Genomic DNA, 26,492 nt, shown 5'->3' with positions numbered 1-26,492 from the left:
TTAAATGAAAAATAATCAGGGAGTGAATGTTATGTGATTCACACCCTGTTTATTTTTATGGATTATTTATTACTTTTCGCTAGTTTCTCAACTGCTTTCTGAGCATCGTCTAAGGCTGCTTGTGGTGACTTTTTACCTAACATGACTTTATCGATTTCTGGATTAACCAAGCTGGTGTAATCTGGTGCTTCAATAGGTTGTGGTGTGATTAAAGTTTGATCTAGGTTTTCCACAGCGAGTTGATAAACTTCTTTAGCTTTGCCACTTAAATCCTTGGCAGCATCTTTGGAACCTTGGATATTAGCAACATTATCGAAGTTTTTCGAAGCCCAATAAGCCTGCTCTTTAGCACTTGTTAAAAATTTAATAAATTCATAGGAAGCATCAGGGTGTTTGGCCCCTTTAGGAATCTCAGCAACAAAGCCTCCACCCCAGCTCGTATGACCGTTTCCTGAGGTCATTTCTGGCATTGGTGCTACACCAAAGTCCATGTTTTTACCAAAATCTCTGATCTGAGTATAGAAAGTCGCTGCATTCATCTCCATACCAAGCTTGCCTGAGATGAACGGATCGGCTTGTTCTGACCCAAATTGTGATTGGAAAGTGTTAATGACCTTTGATCCATAGTTAGCTTCATAGTCTTTGATCCATTGTAAAGCTTGAACTGCCTTCGGATCATTGATGACAGGTTTACCATTCTTATAATCCCATTCTCCAACACCCGTAGCATTGTCAATCCAAACATCAGGACCAATACCATATCGAGGTAAGAACCCTAATCGTGTATATTGGCTTCCTGACTTCTTGTCCAGTTTTTTAGCATCGGCAGCTAGTTCATCCCAAGTGGTCGGTGGCTTATTAGGATCTAGGCCCGCTTCCTTGAATAAGTCTTTGTTATAGAACAAAACGCGTGTATCAGTATTAAAAGGAATAGCATATGGATCATTTTTGTAAAGCACGGTGTTCCAAAGCTGTGGGTAAAATTGATCTTTCAAATCAGGGTCATTTTTCACGTATTTTGCGAGATTAACACTCTGATTCTTCTGTGCACGTTGTTGTACCGAGTTAATGTCATTGATAATAACATCTGGCGGATTGCCCGCGGCTACAGATGCTAGCTCTTTTGTCCAAATATCACCAAAAGGAAGATACTTATAAGTGACGTGGATTTTGTCTTGAGACTTATTAAAATCATCTACAATTTTTTCTATCACTGGTTTACGTGTTCCTGATCCCCAGAAAGACCAAAATTCAATTTCTGTTTTCCCCTTTTTAGAGCCTGAACTTGCTTCATCCTTTGAATCCCCACAGGCTGCTAACAAGGTACCCATCGCGAGTAAGAAAACAACTAGCATTACGGTTGATTTTTTAAAGAACCTCATTATAACTCGACCTCCCATTTTTGTATGTAAGGCAAGCAACATCAAAACACGCCAATCTATTTATATAAAAATCTTGAACAATAGAAACACCATGACTGATTTTCCATAAATTATGGGGTTTTTATTGGTTTGTTGTGTTTTGTTGTTGACTTCATATATGTAATATACATCGCAACCGCTTTCAAAGTCAACAATTATTTTAAAATTATACTAAAAGCACAAAACTCCCAATAAACCCACAAAAATAGTTCGAATTAAAAAGCCAGACAAAATGCCCGCTCATGTTGAAAGACTGAAGAAGTTTTTATCAGAAGGCAGTAACCATAAAAACTTAGAACATCTGAGGGCCATCAAATGCCTTAGGGGTAAAAACGTCACACCTGTGTGACAACACAAAACTAGCACATCACTCTCACTCTCATTGCGAGCCGAATACCGCTAACCCCTATCCTCAAAATAACAATAGATCTATTTGTGAGGATGATGCTCTGATAAGCTTTCCTTGGTTCTGTGGGTATGTATGTGGAAAGCAATCACCCGCTGAGGAGAGAGCCACATTCCTTCATCACTAGAATTTTTTTACACACAAAAAAAAGAATGCTAAATAACTTATGTCACTTAGCACTCTTTTAAATTCTTAGCTCTCTAAATTATATTTTCTAAATCCAAATAAAGCTGCCTTGGTCATGACCGCTGCACTCATACTGCCAACAAACAAAATCCCAAAGCCTGTCCATACGAGGAATACCACAAAAACCACAATAATCCCACACAACATCACAATTGTGATTACGGGTTGTCGAAGCGCTAGTACAAACGCTATCATAAACGTTTTTGGTAAAGTCGCCTCTAAATGGATAAATACAGGGATACAGTAGCATGTGATAAAAATGTAAATTAACGAGAGTGCAAAAAAAGCATATTGCGCAATTAAGAATATCCCACCTGTCTGCCTTTGAAGGATGATGAGGTCTAAATATAAAAACAAACCAATAATCAATAAGAGTCCTCCAAGGAGATAGCTCTTAAAAAAATATCTTTTAAACGCCTTGAAAAAAGCAGGAAAAACTTCGATGTCATTATCCTCAGTAAACCATTTATTCGCTACTGTAAACATAGCAAAAGTAGAAGGGATAATGGTCACTATAGCAAGGGAAAAGAGGAACCAGATTAGGTTTAACCAGATAAATCGCCAAATCCATTCCATCGCTTTCATAATTAGTTTGACTGCCATAACAATCTCTCCTGTTAACCCCTTAAAAGGTCTCTTTTATTATGTGTCTTGTGCCAAGATGTTCATTGAGAGAGTGTGAAAGAGTGGCGTTCTTCATTCGCCACCCATACCTTCATCCCGTTATGATTTCGATGGCGACCGCTTCCTCACTATGAGTACAATCGACGACGAATAAGTGCTCTTCTGCTAAAGTGACGTTTACTGGCTCACTATTGATAAGCACTTGCTCTACGATCCCCTCATAATAGAATTTGAAGGTTCCTCCTTCTTTTAACTCTACTATCGTTCTATCGGCCAAAGAATAACACTGATTTACCGTTCCTGGTGAGAGAAATTTATCAACATTCCCAATCGGTATAACTTCCTCAGCAAGTGGCAAGAGAATATATAAGGCCACACCTTCTTTTTCTAGGGTGAATGCTATCTTTTCATCAGCAGATATCACTTGAACCTGGCCGCTAAAGTAGTCATAGACAACATACTTTTCCCCTTGGAGGGTTGGGAGGTCAGAGGGACAAAGGGTGCCCTGTACGGGTTCATTTTCTAAATGAATATTGAACGCCGCCATGATGCCTGCATTATTAATAGTATTCCATACTTTTAAAGGGACCTTTTCCTCATTTGGGTTGACAAATAAACAATCCTCAGTGGGCAAGCCTGGTTGATCGGCTCTTAGAATCTGTCCATTTTTATAAATTAATGGCCGAATCACAGAAGGGTCAGTGTCTCCAACTTTATCACTAAAGTATACGGGTCCGCCACTTACCGCACGTAAGACCGCATTCTGGACAGCCTCCTCATGCTTGCTCCAGAACATATCCCAATCACCCCAATAAAATTGTCCGTGATAATAGGAATTATAAACATTCTGGAGGGCATGTTCTTTAAAGCTGATTTCCTCACCTGGCACGAAGTCATCACTATTTCGGGAAAGGGAAGAGATTGGTCGATGCCAAATATTCTCCGAGGCCATCCCCATACAATTGATCATACACTGGTCAAAATGAAGACCCGCTGAAGCTTCTAAGGCTGTGTGTATCCCGCTTGCGACTTGTCCGATAGGCTTCTCAAACATGAAGAAATTATTAATCGCACTTTGACTATCCACCTTGATAAAATCAATGCCTTGCTGTTTCAGAAGTGTGTGCCAGTGATTCCAAAACTTAAACCCCTTGTCAGCATTAGGATGAGGAACAAGCTTATGGCTATTTGTCTGATATAATGCCTCGTGATATTTAGTGGCTAATTCACTCTCTGGTTGGATTCCGCCCCAATAACCGGCAATCGTATGCCATACTCCTACTGAATTCACAGCATAATGGTCTTTTAATTTCTGAGTCACACTCGAAAGTCCCTGAGGGAACTTATTTTTATCAGCTTCAAAGGACTTTAACCGATCATTTTCAACATCAAGCCAGCCATCATCGATCATCACCCATTTTACTGGCAGGTGCTTTTCTTTTAACTCGTCCATCTTTTCTAGTAAGCCCTTCTCATTCACCTCATGATAAAAGGCATCCCAGCTACACCATCCTAAATAATCCAGGGTCTTAGGATAACGCTTCCTTTTTCGCGGTAAAGTCGGAAACCCAAGATGTTCAATTATTGAGGTGACGACGCTCTCTGATAAAGCAAAAGGATCCTTTCCTTTACCAAGAGCAAAGGCGAGAGTCTCACAGCGATCATAACCCCCAGCATATGAAGAAAGTCTAATGTCAAATCCTTGATCTGCCCCCACTAGCCTTGTGGTATATTCCTGATCTGTCACCGGTAAAAGGTAATAATAGCCACTATCTGTTTGCCACAATAAGGATTGGGTTCGTTCAGGGAGCGTTGATAGTTCCTTTGAAAAATAAGGTCGTGTCCACCAGTCCTTATGCTGATAATTTGCTAATAATCCCTTCATATGACCTAAACTTCTGACATTCATGATAATACTTTCCTCGGGGGCTAAATAATGATGTCGGCTCTGAACTCTTTCATTCGATAGCGTCAATTCCACATAACCAAGTGTTATATTTTCATACTCTTTAAGTCTTAATATCAAAGCCACTTTTTGATTTGGGTCACTAAAGTGATGATTGAATTCACTATATTCTCCATAAGCATCATGTTCATAGCTCTCTATTACATGACTATAGTCCAGATGTATTGTCTCTTGATTGTCCAACTTGACAGATAAGTTGATAGCCTTAAGAATTTCTTCTCCCGCAAGCATAAGATGAACAGAATTGGCTTGATTTAACGATGTCATTTGATGTCCTCCTAAGTCGATTGATTTAAGTTTTAAAAATAACTTGAGATAAAAGCCATTAGGACCTCTGGTAAACTAACTTGCCGCCTACCATCGTCCAAATCACTTCAAAATCCTCATTCATAAGAACTAAATCAGCATCTGCGCCTGATTCAATCCTCCCTTTATCTACTAATCCCAAAAGCTTGGCTGGAGTTTCTGTAGCCATCATGATTGCATCTGGAAAGGCAACACCGGCTTCGACAGTCTTCCTTAAGGCTTCATTCATGGTGACGGTACTAGAGGCCAGTGTCCCATCGGCTAATGTCGCAACCCCTTGTGAAACATTGACCTGATGCCCCCCAAACAAATAAGTCCCATCCCCCATGCCCATCGCTTGAAGAGCATCGGTAATTAACACCATATGATCCGGACCTTTTTCTCGATATAAGAGACGGACCATTGCCGGATGAAGATGGATGCCATCAACAATTGCTTGGACACTTACACGCTCATCCTCGAATGCCGCCAATATAATCCCTGGTTCCCGATGATGGATGGGGCGCATGCCATTACAACAATGGGTGACGTGGGTGGCACCGACTTGAAAAGCTTGTAGGGCTTCTTCATAAGTAGCATCAGAATGGGCAACGGCAGCAATAATCTCTTTTTCCTTTAGGTATTTGGTCAGTGCCAGTCCACCAGGAAGTTCCGGGGCTAAAGTCACCATCCGAACGAGCGAACCGGCTTTCTCTAAAATCAATTGCATCTCATCTAAATCTGGATGGCGTAAAAACCGTTCATTTTGCATGCCCTTCCGCTTTTCATTCAAATAAGGACCTTCAATATGGATACCTGCAATTAATGCTCCGGGCTCTTGATCCACAACCTGTGCAACATTAGAAATCATTTTCAGAAGATCCTCTAAAGAAGAGGAAACCGAGGTTGCTAGAAAAGAGGTACAGCCTGTTTGAGCACAAACTCTCGATACGGTTTCTATACTTTCAATCGTCCCATCCATCATGTCACGACCCTCAGCGCCATGAATGTGGACATCGATCATTCCTGGGATAAGAAGCTGACCCATCCCGTCAATCACTCGGTCAGCTCGTGAGATAAGCTCAGCCTCATTTGAGCCCACCTCTAAAATTTGCCCCTCTCGAATGAGTAAACACCCCAGCTTCGGTCCTGTTTTATCGATCAATCGAATATTACGAATTAAAGTAGATACCATAAACTTTCCCCCATCAGTTAAACCCCTTTTTGAAATCGCTTATATTTTCATTTTAAATTATAGACAATAATATCACACTATTACATCAAACAGATAATTTCATATTTTTACATTTTCTTAAATTCGACATTTTTGGGGGCAAAGTCTAGCAATTCTTTTTGGGTGGATGGCTTGCTCTTTTGTTAGTTTCAGCCTTTTTTTTGGTCCTTTTGAGAATAGAGGGATTTTTTCGGGCGATGACCTGCCTCGTTTGCCAGTACAGCTCTTTTTATGAGTACTTACTGTCATCCAAGTTAAAGTGAATGGAAAAAAAGAGAATGACCTATTAAAAAGTCATTCTCACATAAGTTATTAGCGATACTTTATCTTGGCCCTCTTCTTCGAGAAGTTCCCGATCTTCTAGAACGGCCGCTTGAACGACCTTGAGTAGGGTTCCGTCTATCGGATTCCGCTGAACCGCCACGGCGCCCCCCACCGCTACGCTTGGATTGGGAGCCACTGTCTCGTCTGCGCTTGCCTTCGGTTTGTCCTGATTTTGTCCGTGCTTTTTTATGACGAACAACACCCTTTGATTGAGGTGATTGTGATTTCGTTGACTCTTCTTTTTGATTAGAAGGCATGACTTCCTCTAAAGACTTCCGCTTAATAGGAGATTTTATGCCTTTTTCAATCTGTTTTAAATAAAAAGTGTCTCTTGAAGTAACGAAAGTCATAGCGATGCCTGTGCCTCCAGCTCGCCCTGTACGTCCGATACGATGAATGTAGCTTTCAGTATCATGCGGAATATCGTAGTTAAAAACATGAGTGACCCCTTCGACATCTAAGCCTCGAGCAGCCACATCAGTCGCTACTAATAGTTGAATTTTAGCCTGCCGGAACCGTTCCATCACTTGTTCACGTTTAGATTGTGACAGATCGCCATGTAATTCGTCCGTCTCATAACCCAAAGCTTTTAACGCTTCATTTAGCTTACTTGCTCTGCGCTTCGTTCGACAAAATATAATAGCAAGGAACGGACGATAAAGGTCAATAAACTTGCAGAGCGTTTCTTGTTTGGCACGATCAGTGGTTTCGACAATATATTGTTTCACCTCATCAAGGGTCACATTGGTACCACGCACATGAATCTGCTCTGGTTTTTTCATATAACGCCGAGCCAAATCTTGGACTTGGCCTGGCATCGTTGCTGAGAATAAAAGTGTTTGCCGCTTCGTAGGAGTCCTGCTTATGATTTCTTCAACTTCGCTTAAAAAGCCAATATGTAACATCTGATCCGCTTCATCTAATACAAGATAAGACAAATTAGAGAGCTTCAGGGTTCCCCGATCTAAATGATCAATGAGTCGCCCAGGTGTTCCAATAACGATATGGACCTTGCCTTTTAATTTCTTCACTTGTCGCTCAACATCTTGACCACCATAAGCCGCTAATACATGGATGTCTTCACGGTCAGCGATCATCCGTTTGACTTCCGTTGTAATTTGTAAGGCTAATTCTCTCGTCGGAGCAATGATCAGTGCTTGAGGATGGGTAGGCTCTGGGTTTAACCTCTCTAGGATTGGTAAAATAAATGCGAGTGTCTTCCCCGTTCCTGTTTGTGCTTGTGCAATGACATCCTGACCCTTTAAAATGAGCGGAATCGCCTTTTCCTGAATAGGTGTAGGTTGTCCAATCCCATTGGTTTTTAGGACTTTTTGAATCGCACGATTTAAGCCAAGCTGCGAAAAACTTTGCACGATGCTGTCCCTCCTTTTCTTGTGTTAATCTTGTTTTTCCTGTTGCTTTAAGTAAGTCCATCCCTCTTCTTGATAGACAGTACCCTGTTTCATTAAACGACCCAACGCCCGCTTAAATGCCGCCTTACTCATTTTAAATTGCCTTTGAATAATATCGGGTCCGCTTTTATCCCAATAAGGCATCGCCCCGCCTCGGTTTTGCAAATAAGACAAAAGCTTCTCAGCATCGGTATCCATTGCCTCATGGGCCCTTTTCTTAAGGGAGAGGTTCACGGTTCCGTCAGCCTTAACCTCAATAATCCGCCCCTCGATACGTTGCCCCAGCCGCAAAACGCCTTGACGCTCCGTTTCATGGTTAAAGCCCATAAAGCCTTCATCCGTAAAGATAGCCGTTCCTTCGCTTAGTAAATGATAAACGGTCCCTTGTACATTTTGATTAAAATTTTCTGCAGTCGCTTCAATGGCCTGTTCTTGAATCACATCAAAGGTTGCCCTTTTCGCAAACAATCGCCCTTTCTTATCGACCTCTAATTGGCAATATAACCGATCGCCTTTATTTGGCCATAATTCGATGTCTTCAGGAAGATCATCCTTCGACACAAGAACATCTTTTTTAGTACCAATGGAAACGAACGCACCATAACGTCGATGGGTTTCAACAACGTCTAACCAGTCATATTGATCGATGGCGAGCTTAGGAATCGTTAAGGTCGCTGCTAATCTTCCTTCATGATCTGTGTAAAGAAATACCGTTTGCTGTTCCTCTATAGTGATGTCATGCCCCTTGGGAATCTCACTATGATGAAGAAGCACGTCGTCTTCGCCATCGGATAAATAGAAACCAAAGGGCGCTTCCCTTTCCACGTTAAGCGTAAAGACCTTTCCGGCCTGTAATGCGCACATATAATCACTCTCTCTTTAAGGTAACTCTTTTAAAATTAATATCGTCCCCATATTGACGTATTATACCATGACCACTTCAGGGAAACCTGAAAATATTTATTACACACTTGATGCGGCGGGGAATCCTAATCAAAAGCAAAACTAACAAAAGAGCGCTGCCCACTACAAAAGATGCAACTGACTCACAAATGACATTCGCGACTCACAAATGACCGCCACTAAGTATAAATCGCAAGCTGGGGCCCGCGGAAAGCGAGCAATCTGGAGTGGAGATCAACCCTCTCTACCTTATTAGCATTCCAAAAAAATGTATTTTTTCAATAAAAAAGAGAACGGCATGAAAGCCGCTCCCCTTTTACATTAATAAATCCTCTTTTAAAGAGTGATATTTATCCACAATGAGTTGTGTTAGATCAGAATCTTTATCCAGCTTTGTATACCTTGTAATTGTGGCTTCAAGTCCCTCATTTTTTATGCTTTCCTGTAATTCTACGGCTTCTTCATCTTTTTCATAATCAAAAAGCAGTGCAGCAGCAATCCCTTTCGCTAAAAAGGCAGGCTCCTTGCCTACGCGTTCTTGATATTGCTTTGCAGGACTAATCAATCGGTCGTTAGGTCCTAGTTTACGGATCGGAGAACGTCCTACCCTTGTCACCTCATCTGAAATATGAGCATTCGTGAACCGGGCCAAAATTTTGTGAATGTATGCCTTATGAACCTCTGGCTTAAAACCGTACTTCTCAATAAGAACGGCCCCAGTTTCCTCAAGTGCCTGTTCCACCAACATCCTGATCTTCTCATTTTTCATCGCTTCATCTATCGTCTTAATCCCAGAGAAATATCCTAGGTACGCGGTAATGGCATGTCCAGTGTTGACAGTGAATAATTTCCTCTCAATGTACGGATTTAGATCATCGACATAGGTAATGCCTTTTACCGGTGGCTTTTCGCCTACAATTTTTGACTGATCAACCGCCCATTCATAGAAAGGTTCTACTTTGACCATCAGCTTATCTTCATTTTTTTGATTGGGTACAATGCGATCAACGGCCGCGTCTGGAAAACCATACTGACGGTCAAAAGCTTGTTTCTCCTCATCAGTTATTTTTTCATACACTTTTTCTTTTAATAATGTGCTTCCACCGATCATATTCTCACATGCAATAATGTTTAGGGGCTCGTTATTTTCTGAAAGTCTTTTCTTGAGACCTTCAGAAATCAATCCGGAAATAAGGGGAAGGATAGTTGGCCCTACAGCAGCCGTAACGAGATCCGCCTTGACGATTGCGTCAACCACCTTTTCAGGGTCTGTTTGACTATTGATGGCCGTGACATCTTTGATGATGTTTTCTTCCTGAGAATCATCTGCTAAAACCACTCGGTATTGTTGCTTTTCATTGATTAAATCAACGATTTCTGCATTAACATCAACAAAACATGTACGATACCCCGAGTGATACAATAGATTACCGATAAAACCTCTCCCGATATTCCCCGCACCAAAATGGACCGCTAACATCCTTATTCAACCCCTTCAAATAATGCTAAAATTTCCTCTTTCGATTTAGCCTTCACTATTTTTTCCACATTTTCTTCCTCTGAACAAACAATTGCAATGTTAGAAAGAATATCAAGATGTTCATTGCCTTTACCCGCAATTCCGAAAAGAACTTTAACCGTATTCCCGCTTCCAAAATCAACACCTTCTGGCACTTGAACAACCGAAATCCCCGATGCCTTCACTTCGCTCTTTGAATCCTCAGTCCCATGGGGGATAGCGACATAATTCCCCATGTAAGTGGAAGTTAACTCTTCTCTTTCCAGCATTTTATCAATGTAAGAAGGCTCAACATACCCTCTATCGACAAGGACCTGCCCCGTTAATCGAATCGCACTTTCCTTGTCGGTAACCTGTTCATTTAATAAAATATTTTCTGCTGTTAAAATTGAAGTCATTATGCATTCCTCGTTTCTGCGATTTTTTCCAAAAAGAACTGCTCAAATTTTGTGGCCATATAGGATAAAATAGGCTCTTTTTCTTGTGAAGCAAATAATGTCATACTAGTATTATTCTCAATGATTAAAGAACTAATGAAGCTGAGAACTTCCATTTCTTGTGGAGGAGCCAACTCAGGGGCTAATAATAAGAGCAGCTGATCAACGTCAAGCCAAGAGTCATCCATTGCCTTTATCTTTAGTGGTGTCGGTAAAACATTTATAGTAAAAACGGGCTGCTTCACGTCAGAGCTCCTTGAATGAAAAAGCGCCAATCTTGTATTAGGAATCCCTAATCCTCCAAGTTTTTCACGCATCAATAATGACGTCACAACTTTTTCTACATCCTCTATGGAGCCATCGTCAACTAATCCTTCACACACCTCTAAAAGAGCCGCTTCTATCGTCGACGCCTCCTTAACAGTCTTCACCTTAAAGCCCTGCAATATGGCCAAAATCGATTGTGTGTAGTGATTGATTTTGGTTAACCCCTCTACAACAGCACTTACCCTTTTCTTTTGAAAGGGAGGTAAGGGTTTTGGCCATGTCTCACTATAGATATTAGACTTTCCTTTGATAAAATCCTTAATCTGTTTAATTTCATTTTCAGTCAACATCGGGCTCACTAATATATAGTGGTCTGAAAGATTAGGTAGCCTGATTGTTGAAAGGACCAAATCAAAATCAGAAGTGTTAATGTCTTCCAATTCAAATAAAGACACATTTTTAATCGCTTTTATTTCTGGAATTTCTTGTGTCAATCGCGTGCTTAAGATTTTTGAGGTCCCTATCCCAGTGGAGCAAATGACTAACGCACTGAAATTTCCCATTTGCTTATGATTCATTAAAGCAGAACCAAAATGCAAAACTAAGAAAGCTATTTCTTCATCTGGAATGCTCAGCTCCGGGAAAACAATACCCGCCTTTTTCTTTATCACCGCAAATAATTCTGCATAATCTTTTTTAATCCTTTCATATAAAGGATTATGTATCCGCATTCGTTGTTTAATCCTGTGAAGCGCGGGTGTAAGGTGAACAACAAGCCCTTGAAAAAGGGAGTAGTGAGACGTTAAATCAACATCCAGCGCCTGGCCAACATGTTCAATGAGCTGCTTTGCCTTATTGGCAATTTCCATATAGGGACTTTCAAACGCATACTCATTTTCGTATCTTAACTTTGCGCCTTGCAAATGCATAGTAATGTAGCCTATTTCCGCCTCCGGAATCTCAATATCAAACACTGTTTCAATTCTCTCAATCATCTTATGGGCTATTTTATATTCCGAGGTCAATTTTAGGCTTTCTAAAGTTGCCGGATCCATGACAATATTTTCACCTTGCAAAATCCGTTCAATCGCTAATGACAAATGGACCACTAAGCCAATAAAGGCACTGTCGGCGATAAAATAATCGAGTTCACTGTTAATTTCATCAACAATTTTCTCAACAATAATAAGCTTTTCCTTTTCAACTAAGCCCAACAACTTCTCAGAAAGCGTATCCGTGTAATGACTCTCTTTATTTTGAATGTTTTTTCTAACTAAAGAGAGAAATTCGCCTTCGTCTAGATTCTGAGCAATGATATCGCTCATAGCCTTGCGCTTAGCATCTTCTGTTCCCTTGAGCTCAATCCCATAGCCTCTTTTTTTAATTAAAGTGAGATGATACGCTTTCAAACGTTGGTCCAACTTGTTTAAGTCATTACTAATGGTCACAATCGTGACATTTAACTCATTGGCAAGAGCAATAATTTTCATCGGTTCGACAGCCTCTAATAAGTGGCACAAAATAATAGTTTGCCGTTCCTCAGGTGTATAGTCATTGTGTGTCTGCCTATAAAGGGTTAATTTTAATGCCTCAATATCAGAAGACTTACCGTTAATCCTGATACCGACTCCTGCCTTTTTGATTAAGCTTAAATGATGCGCTTTTAATATCTCTTCTATCCCTTTGAGATCCCTATGAACCGTTCGCTCACTAATGTTGATTTGCTCGGCAAGACTTTTTATAGTGATATCGGCATCAACTGATAACAATATCTCTAGTATCACTCTTTCGCGTGCAGTGATGTACATGACAACCACCCCGTTAGGAATATCACTCATTTTATCTGCTCAAAGATAATGACATGATTTTAAAATATACTCCTACCTGCTTATTTTATTTCCCCTTACTTATAAAAAACAACACTTAAAAATGCTAATTTAGGCATTTCACTTGTTGACACAATTTTATATTAAAAGAGCCTGAGATAAAAGTATATAAGACAAAGGAAAAACCGAATGATTTTGAAAATCATTCGGTTTTTCTTTGTACGTAAGGTCGCTCCATCAAAACACTTCGTTTTCCGCGGGCACGGCCTCAGCTCGTGCTATTCCCGTAGGAGTCTACGTATTTTGACTAGCTACGTCATGACACTTACTCATATTTATACATATAATTGTTCGTCTTTGGACTTAACTTATTTCTTCGTTATGTCCGCGACTCCTTGTTTATGTTATTTAAGCTTTTCAATGAGCTCATCATATTTTGGACTGCCTAAGAAATTATCGACGGACACATGGGTCGCATTTGGTAACTTCACTTTGGCACGATCCGTTAAATCTCTATGGGTAACAACAATATCTGCATCAGAAGGCAGATTATTAATCGATGTATTGGATACCTCGATATCTAACCCGGCAGCTTTTACCTTTTTCCTCAAAATAGAGGCTCCCATCGCACTAGAACCCATACCGGCATCACAAGCAAAGATAATTTTGTGTACATTGTCGTAATGATCTTCATCAGCGGAAGCTTCTGGTATCTCTTCCGTAAGCTCGCCTTCACCTTTCAGATCAGCGATGAGCTCATCATACTTAGGACTCCCTAAGAAGTTCTCAACAGAGATATGTGTTGCCTCAGGTAACTTCACTTTGGCACGGTCTGTTAAATCTTTATGGGTGACAACCACATCAGCATCAGAAGGTAAATTATTGATCGATGTGTTCGTCACCTCGATATCTAGACCTGCTTCCTTTACCTTTTTCCTTAAGATGGAGGCTCCCATCGCACTAGAACCCATACCGGCATCACAGGCAAAAACAATTTTATCAACATTTTCAGCAGTAAGAGCGGTTGTCTTTTGAGTACCACCCGTGAGGCTTGAAGCCACACTGCTTTTCTTCCCTTTCATTTGTTCCATTTTTTCCGTCGCAGCCGAAAGGTCATCGGATTCACCTTTGTCTTTACTTGTTTTAATGATAAGTGAGCTCAAAATAAAGGAAACAGCGGCAGCAACTAAGACCCCGGCTATCACGCCAATGTAGTTCATGACCCCTCTTGGTGTCATCGCCAAGAGTGCAAAGATACTTCCTGGTGAAGCGGCGGCTGTTAACCCTGCATTAAAGAGAGAGAAGGTGAGCGTCCCGCACACACCACCAGCCATGACTGCAAAAATAAGCATAGGTTTCATTAACACATATGGGAAATAAATCTCATGGATACCACCAAGGAATTGAATGATGATGGCACCTGGTGCTGATTGTTTAGCAGAGCCTTTAGCAAATGCCCAATAAGCAAGAAGCATTCCTAATCCGGGACCTGGATTAGATTCAAGTAAGAACAGGATCGATTTACCAACATCTTTCGATTGATCGACACCCAGCGGGACTAAAATCCCGTTCCCAATGGCATTGTTTAAAAACAGAACCTTAGCCGGTTCAATAAAAATATTGGCTAAAGGAATCAAATGGTGATGAACTAAAAAGTCAACCCCATCCGCTAAGACATTACTTAACCCTTGCACCGCAGGACCAATTAAAAAATAAGCAATAATCGCCAAAGCCCCACCTAAAATACCAGCTGAAAAGTTATTGACAAGCATTTCAAAACCTTGGGGAATGCGATCCTTAAACAATTTGTTATCAACTTGCTTAATGAGATAACCACCCAAAGGACCCATAATCATAGCTCCTAAGAACATGGGAACGTCGGAACCAACGATAACCCCCATGGTGGCCACCGCACCAACAACTCCCCCCCGAACATCGTGAACAATTTTACCGCCTGTATACCCGATAAGTAGTGGCAATAAATACTTAATCATTGGATCAACAAGCTCGGCTAGATGTTTATTAGGAATCCATCCAGTCGGGATAAAAAAGGCTGTAATAAGCCCCCAGGCAATAAATGCACCAATATTGGGCATAATCATACCGCTTAAAAAACTACCGAAGCGCTGAATCTTAACTCTTACCGAACCTGAGTTAGAAGCATTTTCACTAACCGTTGTCATATGAGGTTGACCTCCTTGTTTTTAAAACGTTTTCATATTATGGAATGCGATAGTTTTTATCTTTCACTATCTAAAGTGTAATATTCAGGTCCCTGTATCCTACATTATAAAAAGGACTTAAGCACTAGACAATAAAATCTAAGTCGTGATTTGTCAAACACATTGTTGTCATTATTTAAGTTATGAAACATCAGATCATTATAAAAATTTAGACTTATAAGCGAACCATAACCATGGATTTAATCACCAATGATTCCTACAAAGCTAAAGCTCTGTCTGACCCTTAAGCAAATCTTTAATCTTCTCTTACCCTTTCCCTTGCCAAAAGGCGTTTAAACGTTTACCGACATTTTTTGCGACTCTAATCCTCTAAATGAAACTGAGGCTGAAGCAATGGAAAGGTAAATACCCTGTTATACTCCAACACCATCGCCTGTTTCAGTCCAAATAAACCCGCTTACTCCGTAAGTCTGTATTTATATTACCCGGGTAATAAATTCTCCTCTTTCCGACAAAATTCTTGAGACTCTGGGACAATGAACCTGTCCCTTCGTCCCTAAAATAACCTTTATACAGGATAAGTGTCCGTTTCAAAATATGGCTTAGCGGCATGTAATAATGTATAAGTGTTCAGGAGGTGATTTAATGTTCGGGCCTCATCCCGTTTGTTGTCCACCACAACAAATTGTTAGAGACTTTTATACCCCCAGGGTCGTTCCTTTTATTCATCCTGTGGAAATCATTAACCGTCAAAACATCGTGAATATTCCTCGACATATCTATCAACCTTATGTGAGAAATGTCGTTGTCGACCCAGGGTACCCTGATCGCTGTTGTTAAGAAGGAGAGCCACGCTTAAGCGTGGCTCTATCTTTTTATCAATTTGACAACTCATGGTGATTTGATTACTATCTAATTAGACAATCATTAAATTAGTAGGGGGTAAACATGCAGTTAGAGAAACTTGTTCATTTTCACAAGATAATGGGAGACCCTACGCGAATTAAAATTCTTGCTTTATTAAGCCATGGACCGCTACACGGGCAAGCCATTGCTGGAAAATTAGGTAAGACAGCCCCAACAATAACCCATCACATGACAAAGCTAAGAGAAATTAATGCCATCCGAGAGCGTCGTGAGAAAAACACCATTTATTTCGAGTTAAATCTAGACAGTTTAAGAGGACAGACTACCGCTTTATTGACACTCATTCAAGGAAAGGAAAGAGAGATGGAATCCATGACATTGACCGCTGAAAAACTTGCTGTTGTTCGGAACTTTTTAGACAAAGAAGGCCGATTAAAAAATATTCCCGCACAGAAGAAGAAAAAGCTCATGGTGCTTGAATACCTTGTGCAAGGCTTAGAATTAGGGAAAAGGTATCCGGAGAGAGAACTGAATGAGTATCTGAAGCAGTATCACGAAGACTTTGCCACCCTCCGGCGCGAATTCATTATGCACCAATTCATGTATCGAGAAAACGGGATCTATGAGCTCAACCCACCTGAAATGTGGGACAATAAACCTGTCCCTTCGTCCCACTAAACATGGTATGATGACAGTAACTGAACTTAAGGGAGTGGAGAAAGGTGAAGGAAGAAATCATTGAAAGATTTACCTCTTATGTAAAAGTGGATACACAATCAAATGAAGAGAGTGAAACCTGTCCTTCAACACCAGGCCAACTGGTCCTTGGCAATCAATTAGTAGAGGAACTTAAAGCCATTGGAATGACGGACGTAACAATAGATGACAATGGTTACGTTATGGCGACGCTACCATCCAATACGAGTAAAGAGGTTCCTACCATTGGATTTTTGGCTCACATGGACACAGCAACTGACTTTACAGGAGCGGGCGTGAACCCTCAATTGGTGGCCAACTATGATGGCGAGGCTCTTGTTTTAAATGAAGCCTTACATATTATCCTCTCCCCTGAGCATTTCCCGGAGCTTAAAGGGTATAAAGGGCATACGTTAATCACGACGGATGGAACGACTCTCCTTGGTGCTGATAACAAGGCAGGTATTGCTGAAATTATGACTGCCATGGCTTATTTAATTGCCCATCCAGAGATCAAACATGGTAGAATCCGTGTCGCTTTTACACCTGATGAAGAGATTGGGCGAGGCCCTCACAAATTTGATGTGGCAGCTTTCGATGCAGCCTATGCTTATACCGTAGATGGTGGACCACTTGGTGAATTAGAGTATGAAAGCTTTAATGCTGCGGCTGCAAAAATAACGATCAAAGGGCAAAACGTGCATCCCGGAACGGCCAAAAACAAGATGGTGAATGCCACAAAAATTGCGATGGAATTAAACAGTAAGCTTCCAGCCAAAGAGGCTCCAGAATACACAGAGGGCTATGAAGGGTTCTATCATCTCATTTCATTTAATGGCGATGTTGAACAAACTCAGCTATATTACATCATTCGTGACTTTGATAGAGAAAAGTTCGAGGCTAGAAAAGCAACATTGTCCTCCATCGTGAATGATCTAAAAAAGGTTTATGGCGACAATGCCCTTCATCTTGAACTGAAAGATCAATATTACAATATGCGTGAAAAAATTGAACCTGTTAAAGAAATTGTGGATATTGCCTATGAAGCGATGGAGCGCCTGGAGATTGAACCCAAGGTGTCACCTATCAGAGGCGGTACCGACGGCTCGCAATTATCTTACATGGGGCTTCCTACACCAAACATTTTCACAGGTGGCGAGAACTTCCATGGGAAATTTGAATACATTTCGGTAGATAATATGGTCAAAGCAACGAATGTGATCATCGAAATCAATAAATTAACCGAAGAAAAAGCCTAAGGCTTTTGAACGTTTGATTAAGAAGAGCTCATGATTGGGCTCTTCTCTATTTCTTTCGTTCCTGATTTACTTCTGTCAGATGATTTGATACTATTTTAATTATTTAGTAAGTAGAAAGGAAGATTCCCATGGTACTCAATACAGATCGTTCACTTGAAACGCAAGCCCCTCCTTTCCGTGCTGATCAGGTTGGCAGTTTACTAAGGTCAGAGCGAATAAAAGAAGCGCGTCTTCAATTAGCCTCTGGTGCGATTAGCCCCAAACAATTAAGACTCATAGAAGATACCGAAATAACACGCATTGTGGAAAGGCAAAAAGAGATTGGCTTGCAAGCTGTTACAGATGGCGAGTTTCGCCGAGCTTGGTGGCATTTTGATTTTCTTGAAGGTCTTGATGGTGTAGAAGCCTTTGAAGCAGAAGAGGGCCTCCACTTTAACGCCACAACCACCAAAGCCCGTGGCATTAAAGTGACTGGGAGAATTGATTTTACCGATCATCCTATGCTTGAAGATTTTAAGTTTTTATACAGCCTCGCTGGTTCTCATACAGCAAAAATGACGATTCCCAGTCCAAATATGCTTTATTTTAGAGCAGATCTTAAAGACATGCCTTATGATGACCAAGAAGAATTTTTCCATGATCTTTCTAAGGCTTATAAAAAAGCCATTAAAGCTTTTTATGACGCGGGTTGTCGGTATTTACAACTCGATGACACCGCTTGGGCTCACCTCTGCTCCGAAGAACAAAAGGAACAGCTCCGCGCGAAAGGGCTCGAGCCCGATAAAGTCCGTGCAACTTTCGCCCAGCTCATTAATGATGCAGTAGCTGATAAGCCCGGCGACATGAAAATTACCATGCACATTTGTCGTGGGAACTTCCGCTCAACCTTCATGTTTTCCGGTGGTTATGAACCTATTGCTGAGACGATTTTTGCAGATCTCAATATAGACGGGCTCTTTTTAGAATTTGATAATGATCGTTCGGGTGGATTTGAGCCTCTGCGTTTTGTAAAGCGCCCCGATCTTCAGATTGTCCTTGGGCTTATCACCTCTAAGTTCGGTGAGTTAGAAAATCCAGATGATGTGAAACGCCGTATTGATGAAGCCTCTAAGTTTGTGGGGCTCAATCAATTATGCCTCAGTCCACAATGTGGATTCGCCTCCACTGAAGAAGGCAATCTACTCACAGAAGAACAGCAATGGGATAAATTGCGCCATGTTATTGCTATTGCACAAGACGTCTGGAAGTAAGCCCATCATATACAGTAATACTCTCTGTTTTTGAAGAGCCTTTTATAGGTTAAAATAAATCCCCTCATGTGTGAGGGGATTTATTTTTTTGTGAACACAATGGTAACCTCTCTAAGAGTCATCTTCTCATTGACACCTTACCCTCTCTAGTTATACAATGTGTAAATACTTAAATGACATATGGATAATTACTCGTATAATCTTGGAAATACGGTCCAAAAGTTTCTACCAAACTACCGAAAATGGTTTGACTACGAGAAGCATTAGAGGTCTATGTCATTTTGCCCTCTCATGTTCTTCTCTATGCCAAAACCTGGAAAAACTAAGGTTTTATTTTTTTAGGCTGAGGAGATGACTTACACTGAATATGACAGCAGAACACCTCAAAAAAAGAATTGCAGTAGCAAACCAACAAATCCCTGCAGATCTCGTCATTAAGAACGGACGCATTATCGATGTGTTTAACCTCGAAATCATAACAGGGGACCTCGCAATTGCCGATGGCATGATTGTCGGAATAGGCGCGTTTGAAGGTCACCAGGTGATAGATGCAAAAAACCGCTATGTCAGCCCAGCTCTTATTGATGGACACGTGCACATCGAATCCTCTATGGTCACCCCTAGTGAATTTGCAAAAGTTGTTCTCCCACACGGGGTCACGACAGTTATAACGGATCCCCATGAAATTGCAAATGTATCAGGGATAGATGGCATTCGCTTCATGATGGAGGATGCTGAACATCTCTCCCTTAATGTTTACTTTATGCTCCCTTCCTGTGTCCCTGCGACCCCTTTTGAAAATTCTGGCTCAACCTTACTTGCGCATGACTTAGAAGCATTAATGACCCATGAAAAAGTTTTAGGGCTCGCTGAAGTTATGGACTATCCTTCACTTCGAAACGCTGAGAAACACATGATTGATAAATTTCTTTTAACGTTTAAAAATAATAAACAAATAGACGGTCATTTGGCTGGTTTAGAGACAAACGCTATCAATACGTATAGAACAAGCGGTGTTCTCACAGACCATGAATGCACCACAGTCGAAGAGGCTTTAGAGCGGTTAAGACGAGGCATGTACCTTTTAATTCGCGAAGGCTCCGTTGCCAAAGATTTAAACGCGTTACTTCCTGTAGTAACCTCTGCGAATGCCCGTCGCTGTCTGTTTTGCACAGATGACAAACACTTAGATGATCTTATCCAAGAAGGCAGCATCGACCATAATATCCGGTTAGCCATTCGTTATGGGCTCGATCCACTTTTAGCGATTCAGATGGGGTCCCTTAATGCTGCTGAATGTTATGGATTAAAAGATAAAGGGGCACTTGCTCCAGGGTATTCTGCTGATTTTCTTTTGATTGACGACCTTGCATCCATGACGATTTCTGAAGTGTATAAAAATGGGGAATGCATTGCGCAAAATGGCACTTTTATTGAAAAAGAAGACAAGAAGCCAACCCCACCCCCTCATCTTATGTCTTCTGTGACTATTCCCACCATGAATGAGGATGATCTGCGCATTTTAATTGGAGAAACAAAGCAAGCACATATTATCGAAATCATACCGAACCAATTAAACACGATTAAGCTTCAAGAAGAGGTTACTGTTTCCGAAGGGCATTTTGTTCCTTCCCTGACACAGGATCAATTAAAAATTGCCGTCGTTGAGCGTCATCATCATACAGGGAATATCGGATTAGGTATTGTTAAAGGCTTTGGCTTACAGCGCGGTGCTATCGCAACAACCATTGCCCATGATTCCCACAACATTGTATGTACAGGAACGAATGATCAGGATATGCTTGTAGCCATTCAAACACTCCAAGATATTGGCGGTGGACTTGTGATTAGTCAAGAAGGGAAAGTGGTCTCTGCCCTTCCCCTTCCCATTGCTGGACTCATGACAAACTGGCCTCATCTCTCTGTGAATGATGCATTAAAAGATATCTCCGTCGCTTTAAAAGCACTCGGTTTCAAAGGTAAATTTAATCCCTTCTTAACACTTTCGTTTCTGACTCTACCCGTTATTCCGGCTTTAAAGCTGACCGATCTCGGCCTTTTTGATGTTGAACAAGCCCGTCATATTCCCGTCCAAGTTTAAACATTAGTTTTTTCATGTCGGTGTCTAAAGATCACTTTATAACAAATAAAAATAACCACAATCATTCCGAGACTGATTAATAACCCGATGCGTTCATTTGCATGAAAGAGCGCTCCTGATATTGCGAGTAAGATAAAGACAATGCCTGCAATGGACGTTATCGGGTAACCAAAGGCTTTAAAGGTCCCTTTATTCTTGCTGTAACTCGGATGGAGCTTGAGATGTGACGCTAGAATGATCACCCAATTTAAAATCAACATGACGCCGGCTGCTGTCGTAATATATTCATATACCGTATTGGGGAGTAAGAAGGAAAAAACAATGGAAACAGCTAATCCTGCTGCCGTCAGTAACAAAGCCTTCCAAGCAACACCACGGCTATTTTTATCTTTCAATGCTTTAGGGGCATCACCGCTTTTGGCCAAAGAAACCATGACATGACTGATTGAAAAGAGTGCCCCCACCATGGTTGAAAAGGCAGCACTAATGATGATGATATTAAATATTGAATCCATATAGGGAATGTGAAAAGCGGATAACGCTGTTACAAAAGGACTTTCAGATTCATCAATCTCTGTCCAACTCACCATATTCAAGACAAAAAATAAAGAAAATAAATACATAGCCACAAGGGTAATAATTAAACCCACACCGGCCTTCGGGATATCTTTTTTACTTTTTAATTCAGAAGAGGCAATCCCAACCACAACAATCCCACCAAAAGTAAAAAAAATAAAAATAAGCGCTGACCACAAACCTTTCATTCCATTAGGAAACATGTTACCCAGTACCGTGTGGTGAGAAGTAATAACATCCTTATCATGAATGACCCCAAATAAGACAAGGGCTCCAAATAAAATAAAAATCACTAAAGTCGCGATCTTAACGACCGCAAAAAGCGATTCAATCTTTCCAAAATTGCTCACACCTAAAAAGTTGATCCCAAATCCTAAAATGGCAAAAAGGATGGAGAATATCCACAGCGGGACATGAGGAAACCAAAATTGCATAAAGGTTGAAAGAGCGACAATTTCACTGGACATAATTAATAAACCAGAAAGCCAATACATCCAACCAGAGGTAAAGCCCATTGAACGTCCATAGGCCTTACTGGCATAAGCCCGAAATGAGCCAGGCTCCGGATCATTCACACTCATTTCACCTAAAGCATTAAAAACGAAAAAGGTCGTTAACCCAGCAATTAAATAACCGATTAAAATTGAAGGGCCTGCTGTTTTAATGGATAGCCCTGTCCCGAGAAAAAAACCCGCACCCATAATAGAACCAATACCGATTAAGGAAAGCTGCCACCACTCTATGTATGATCCCTTCCCCTTTTTCTCTTGCTTTTCTTTATTATTTTTAACCATTTGTTTGACCACATGGTGATTATGCATAAAAAGTCCTCCTATAATCAGTTAGTTATAGGCTTTCCCACACGAAGAGGTAATATGAATGGTTGCATTAAAGCAAAAACGATGCAGCCGCCGCTTTTGAAAGTAAAAGGACACCCCATCAGGAGTGTCCTTTCTATGATCTACCGCGCGCTTCGATTGTCACAGTGCCTTTATTCAATAGCTTTCAAAAAGCTTTGTCCATGCTTTGGCATGGGAACATTAAAATTATCCGCTATGGTTGCCCCAATATCAGCAAAGGTCTGCCGGATCTCAAGGGATCTTCCTTCAGTAATTTTATTATGATAAATGATTAACGGGACAAACTCTCGAGTATGATCTGTCCCATGATGAACAGGGTCATTGCCATGATCAGCAGTGATAAGAAGCAAATCATCCTCTTCTAATAATGCTAAAACTTCCGGCAGGCGAGCATCAAAAGCTTCTAACGCCCGTCCATAGCCAATAGGATCCCGGCGATGCCCATATTTTGCATCAAAGTCCACAAGATTAAGGAAACTTATCCCTGTAAAATCCTCTGATAGTGTGCCAATGAATTTATCCATTCCATCCATATTGGATTGTGTCCGGATGGAACGAGTGACCCCTTCTTCATCATAAATATCTGAAATTTTCCCAAGGGCGATGACATCGTATTGATGATCTTTTAATTCATTCATGACCGTTCTCCCAAAAGGCTTTAAGGCATAATCGTGTCGGTTAGGTGTGCGCTCAAAGTGACCTGGAGTCCCTATAAAAGGACGGGCAATCACACGTCCGATCATGTACTTGTCATTTTTCGTTAAAGCGCGTACCGTTTCACAAATCTTATAAAGCTCCTCTAATGGTACAATCTCCTCGTGAGCACAAATTTGTAGAACAGAATCCGCCGAGGTATAAACAATCAGTGCTCCCGATTTAAGGTGCTCTTCACCCAGCTCTTCAATAATTTCCGTTCCTGAGGCAGGCTTGTTTCCAATCACCTGTCTACCTGTCTCTTCCTCAATTGTCGCAATTAAATCTTGTGGAAAACCATCCGGGAATGTTTGAAAAGGTTGGCTGATGTTAAGCCCCATAATTTCCCAATGCCCGGTCATCGTATCCTTGCCATTGGAGGCCTCTTGCATTTTGGTGTAATGAGCCATCGGCTTCTGAGCTCTTTCAATCCCTTCTATTGAACGGATATTGCTGAGTCCTAGTTTCCCCATGTTCGGCATGTGAAGGCCACCCATGCGCTCAGCAATATGTCCAAGTGTATCAGCACCTCTATCGCCAAAGGCTTCTGCATCTGGTGCTGCACCGATTCCAACTGAATCCATCACAATTAAAAAAACCCGTTTATAACGATGTTGAACCATCCATGATCCACTCCTTGAATGCGTAAGTCGTAAGTCCTTACCTCTCCATCAGACATTCATTATACATTTGCCTTTATATTTCGTTTAGTTGTCAGACATCCTACATCTAAAAGCATTATAACAAACCCAAGGGTGTGTGTAAATGATGTCTAACCTGTAAACAGCTTATGCCTAAGAAAACTCGAGCTCGACTGAAAACCTTCATTTGGCAAGACACATCCCCCGCTATGAGCAACCACCCTTTATACATTCTTACTTCTTGAAAAAACACACGAGAATTCAATGAGAATTTCGTGTGTTTCAGTATCATTGTATCGTTTGAACATTGCCTATTGGGGTCTTTTCCTTAAGACGTTAAAACTAAATTGATCAGATCGAAAATAATTAATAGAATAAAGAATCGGCTCGTCAGTTGTACTAAAATGAAGTTGTTTTAACACTAAAAAGGGGGTTTCTTTATCGCATTCCAATATCTTAGAGATCTCTTCATCGTACCCAGCCGTTGTAATATCTGCTGTAGCGTAACCAATGTTGACGTCGGTTTCCTGCTCCAAGAAATTAAAAAGCGAGCCGCCTAATAAGTGCGATTCTTCCTTAAACAACTTTGCTGGCACCTTATCAATACAATAAACAAGTGGACGTTCATCTGCCGTTCGAACCCGTTTTACTAGCAAGACTCTTTCCTCATCTTGCAAATGCAGCTTCTGCTTATCTTCTTCAGTGGGATCCATATATTTAGATAATAAAACTTCTGTCCCTGGCCGTTTTCCCGCTGATTGAATCATTTCAGTAATGCTATGAAGTTCCTCAATACCACTCGAAAAGATAGGTTTATTATTAATGAACGTCCCTATACCATGTTTTCTTGAAATAATATTTTCTTCTTCCAACATCCGAAGCGCTTCTCTTAAAGTGGCTCGACTAACCCCAAGCTGCTTGGCATAGGCATTTTCCGATGGCAAACGATCTCCAGGATTCAGTGTTCCGTCCTTTATTTCTTGCTTAATCCTTTCCATAACTATGAGATAACGCGATTTTTGAAAATTCCCCAAAGACATAAAGGTCCTCCGCACATACTATTTTTATAATTATTTTACTCTTCCCAATCTACTTGTTCAATAGAGCATGAAGACCAACAATGATGATTTACATCACACGATCATAGATTAAAGTTGGTTTTTCTGCCTTGTCTTTAATAAGAATACTGCGCTTAATGAGGGATTGGACCTCAGCAATATCTTCACTATTCGAATGAATCGTTAGTAGTGATTCCCCTTTTTCTACTTTATCGCCAACCTTTTTATGAAGGACAATCCCCACCGCTAAATCAATTTCAGATTCCTTGGTTGCACGTCCAGCCCCTAGATGCATGGCAGCCACACCCATTGAATCGGCAATAATTTCCGCAACGACTCCTGTTTCTTCAGCAGGGAAATCAATGTGATAGCGGGCTTGGGGTAGTTTTGACGGATCCTCAACAATGGTAGGGTCACCACCTTGAGACTCAAGGAATCCCTTGAATTTTTCTAGTGCTTGTCCATTTTTTATCACTGCTCTTAATTTGTTCTCTGCATCCTCTAGAGAATCAGCCTTACCCGCAAGATAGACCATCTGACTGCCTAAAGTTAAGCAAAGCCTTTCTAAATCCTCTGGCCCCTGACCTTTTAATGTTTCAATCGCTTCCTTCACCTCTAAAGCATTACCAATCGCATATCCTAGAGGTTGGCTCATATCAGAAATAACAGCCATTGCCTTCCGGCCAACACTATTGCCAATGTTAACCATTGTCTCTGCCAGCAAACGGGCGTCTTCTACGTCTTTCATAAAAGCCCCTGCGCCTGTTTTGACATCTAATACAATGGCATCAGCGCCGGCTGCAATTTTTTTACTCATAATGGAGCTGGCAATCAGCGGAATGGAACTCACCGTTGCCGTGACATCACGCAGAGCATATAACTTTTTGTCCGCAGGGGTTAAATTCCCACTTTGACCGATCACCGCGATTTTATTTTTATTGACATTTTCGATGAATTCCTCTTTATCGAGCTCAACATGAAAACCTGCGACAGATTCCAGCTTGTCGATTGTTCCTCCTGTATGTCCAAGACCACGTCCAGACATTTTAGCTACCGGAACATCTAACGCCGCCACTAATGGTGCTAAGATCAGGGTTGTTGTGTCACCAACACCGCCTGTGGAATGTTTATCTACTTTCACACCTTCAATGGAAGATAAATCGATCGTTTCCCCTGAATGGACCATGGCCATCGTGAGCGTCGACACTTCTTCTGTTGTCATGCCTTGAAAATAAATCGCCATCGCTAATGCGCTCATTTGATAATCAGGAATACTCCCATTGGTATAACCTTCTATTATGAATTGAATCTCTTCTGTTGTGAGTGCTTTTCCGTCTCGTTTCTTTTCTATTAAATCAACTATTCTCATCGATAACACTCCTTATCTGAAATTACGTTGTCAGACATCCTACATATATAGATTAGACTATAATCCAATCAAGCGCAAGCCTAATGTAAACGTTACCGGATGAATAAGCCCTATCAATTGCTGGCTATT

At 41.0% G+C, this 26,492-nt stretch carries 19 protein-coding genes and 1 riboswitch; of the genes, 5 read left to right on the top strand and 14 right to left on the bottom strand.

The features are described 5' to 3' along the window. Positions 1–62 precede the first annotated feature (62 nt). The 10 genes from IEV91_RS14135 to IEV91_RS14090 all read right to left on the bottom strand — a co-directional run bounded on the left by IEV91_RS14135 (position 63) and on the right by IEV91_RS14090 (position 14,993). Positions 63–1,382: an ABC transporter substrate-binding protein gene (locus tag IEV91_RS14135; RefSeq protein ID WP_188498065.1), complete on the bottom strand. Its 1,320-nt coding sequence runs from the start codon at positions 1,380–1,382 to the stop codon at positions 63–65. Between the two features lie 637 nt (positions 1,383–2,019). Further along, entirely contained in the window at positions 2,020–2,616 is a 597-nt protein-coding gene (locus IEV91_RS14130; protein WP_188498064.1) for a YesL family protein, read from the bottom strand. A gap of 112 nt (positions 2,617–2,728) precedes the next feature. Further along, positions 2,729–4,870, bottom strand: a complete 2,142-nt coding sequence (locus tag IEV91_RS14125; RefSeq protein WP_188498063.1) for a Sip1-related alpha-galactosidase — start codon at positions 4,868–4,870, stop codon at positions 2,729–2,731. Positions 4,871–4,928: 58 nt separating this feature from the next. Then, a complete protein-coding gene (gene nagA / locus IEV91_RS14120; protein ID WP_188498062.1) occupies positions 4,929–6,083 on the bottom strand; it encodes an N-acetylglucosamine-6-phosphate deacetylase in 1,155 nt (384 codons plus the stop codon). Positions 6,084–6,445: 362 nt separating this feature from the next. Next, the gene (locus tag IEV91_RS14115) at positions 6,446–7,819 is read right to left on the bottom strand and encodes a DEAD/DEAH box helicase (protein WP_188498061.1); all 1,374 of its coding nucleotides are present in this window, start codon (positions 7,817–7,819) and stop codon (positions 6,446–6,448) included. 24 nt (positions 7,820–7,843) lie between these two features. Further along, positions 7,844–8,722: a CvfB family protein gene (locus tag IEV91_RS14110; protein WP_188498060.1), complete on the bottom strand. Its 879-nt coding sequence runs from the start codon at positions 8,720–8,722 to the stop codon at positions 7,844–7,846. Positions 8,723–9,077: 355 nt separating this feature from the next. Continuing rightward, a complete protein-coding gene (locus IEV91_RS14105) occupies positions 9,078–10,241 on the bottom strand; it encodes a mannitol-1-phosphate 5-dehydrogenase (protein ID WP_188498059.1) in 1,164 nt (387 codons plus the stop codon). 2 nt (positions 10,242–10,243) lie between these two features. Further along, a complete protein-coding gene (locus IEV91_RS14100; RefSeq protein ID WP_188498058.1) occupies positions 10,244–10,678 on the bottom strand; it encodes a PTS mannitol transporter subunit IIA in 435 nt (144 codons plus the stop codon). Further along, a complete protein-coding gene (locus IEV91_RS14095) occupies positions 10,678–12,822 on the bottom strand; it encodes a BglG family transcription antiterminator (RefSeq protein ID WP_229745605.1) in 2,145 nt (714 codons plus the stop codon). The genes IEV91_RS14100 and IEV91_RS14095 overlap by 1 nt, the downstream gene beginning before the upstream one ends. A gap of 392 nt (positions 12,823–13,214) precedes the next feature. Then, positions 13,215–14,993 (bottom strand): PTS mannitol transporter subunit IIBC, encoded by a 1,779-nt coding sequence (locus IEV91_RS14090; protein WP_188498057.1) that lies wholly within the window; start codon positions 14,991–14,993, stop codon positions 13,215–13,217. A gap of 645 nt (positions 14,994–15,638) precedes the next feature. Between IEV91_RS14090 and IEV91_RS14085 the strand changes: the two genes are divergently transcribed. The 5 genes from IEV91_RS14085 to ade all read left to right on the top strand — a co-directional run bounded on the left by IEV91_RS14085 (position 15,639) and on the right by ade (position 21,166). Further along, entirely contained in the window at positions 15,639–15,833 is a 195-nt protein-coding gene (locus tag IEV91_RS14085; RefSeq protein WP_188498056.1) for a hypothetical protein, read from the top strand. Positions 15,834–15,941: 108 nt separating this feature from the next. Beyond that, positions 15,942–16,538 carry a DUF2087 domain-containing protein gene (locus tag IEV91_RS14080; RefSeq protein ID WP_188498055.1) on the top strand — a complete coding sequence of 199 codons (597 nt, stop codon included), beginning with the start codon at positions 15,942–15,944 and terminating at the stop codon, positions 16,536–16,538. Between the two features lie 44 nt (positions 16,539–16,582). After that, a complete protein-coding gene (gene pepT, locus IEV91_RS14075) occupies positions 16,583–17,815 on the top strand; it encodes a peptidase T (protein ID WP_188498054.1) in 1,233 nt (410 codons plus the stop codon). 128 nt (positions 17,816–17,943) lie between these two features. Next, positions 17,944–19,065, top strand: coding sequence for a 5-methyltetrahydropteroyltriglutamate--homocysteine S-methyltransferase (locus IEV91_RS14070; RefSeq protein WP_188498053.1), 1,122 nt, complete (start codon positions 17,944–17,946; stop codon positions 19,063–19,065). 172 nt (positions 19,066–19,237) lie between these two features. Then, a riboswitch (purine riboswitch) is annotated at positions 19,238–19,339 on the top strand. Between the two features lie 93 nt (positions 19,340–19,432). After that, entirely contained in the window at positions 19,433–21,166 is a 1,734-nt protein-coding gene (ade, locus tag IEV91_RS14065; RefSeq protein WP_188498052.1) for an adenine deaminase, read from the top strand. Here the strand turns inward: ade and IEV91_RS14060 are convergent. From IEV91_RS14060 to IEV91_RS14045, 4 genes are all read right to left on the bottom strand, one after another. Beyond that, positions 21,163–22,563 carry an amino acid permease gene (locus tag IEV91_RS14060; RefSeq protein WP_188498051.1) on the bottom strand — a complete coding sequence of 467 codons (1,401 nt, stop codon included), beginning with the start codon at positions 22,561–22,563 and terminating at the stop codon, positions 21,163–21,165. The two genes, ade and IEV91_RS14060, sit on opposite strands and share 4 nt — an antisense overlap. A gap of 170 nt (positions 22,564–22,733) precedes the next feature. Beyond that, positions 22,734–23,918 (bottom strand): phosphopentomutase, encoded by a 1,185-nt coding sequence (gene deoB / locus IEV91_RS14055; RefSeq protein ID WP_188498050.1) that lies wholly within the window; start codon positions 23,916–23,918, stop codon positions 22,734–22,736. Between the two features lie 329 nt (positions 23,919–24,247). Next, positions 24,248–24,976 carry a GntR family transcriptional regulator gene (locus IEV91_RS14050; RefSeq protein WP_188498049.1) on the bottom strand — a complete coding sequence of 243 codons (729 nt, stop codon included), beginning with the start codon at positions 24,974–24,976 and terminating at the stop codon, positions 24,248–24,250. A gap of 88 nt (positions 24,977–25,064) precedes the next feature. After that, positions 25,065–26,363: a pyrimidine-nucleoside phosphorylase gene (locus IEV91_RS14045; RefSeq protein ID WP_188498048.1), complete on the bottom strand. Its 1,299-nt coding sequence runs from the start codon at positions 26,361–26,363 to the stop codon at positions 25,065–25,067. Positions 26,364–26,492 lie beyond the last annotated feature (129 nt).

This window comes from Pullulanibacillus pueri (genome assembly GCF_014639255.1).
GTDB lineage: Bacteria > Bacillota > Bacilli > Bacillales > Sporolactobacillaceae > Pullulanibacillus > Pullulanibacillus pueri.
The sequence above is the reverse complement of the archived record's forward strand: the minus strand, read 5'-3'. Positions and strand labels throughout refer to the sequence as shown.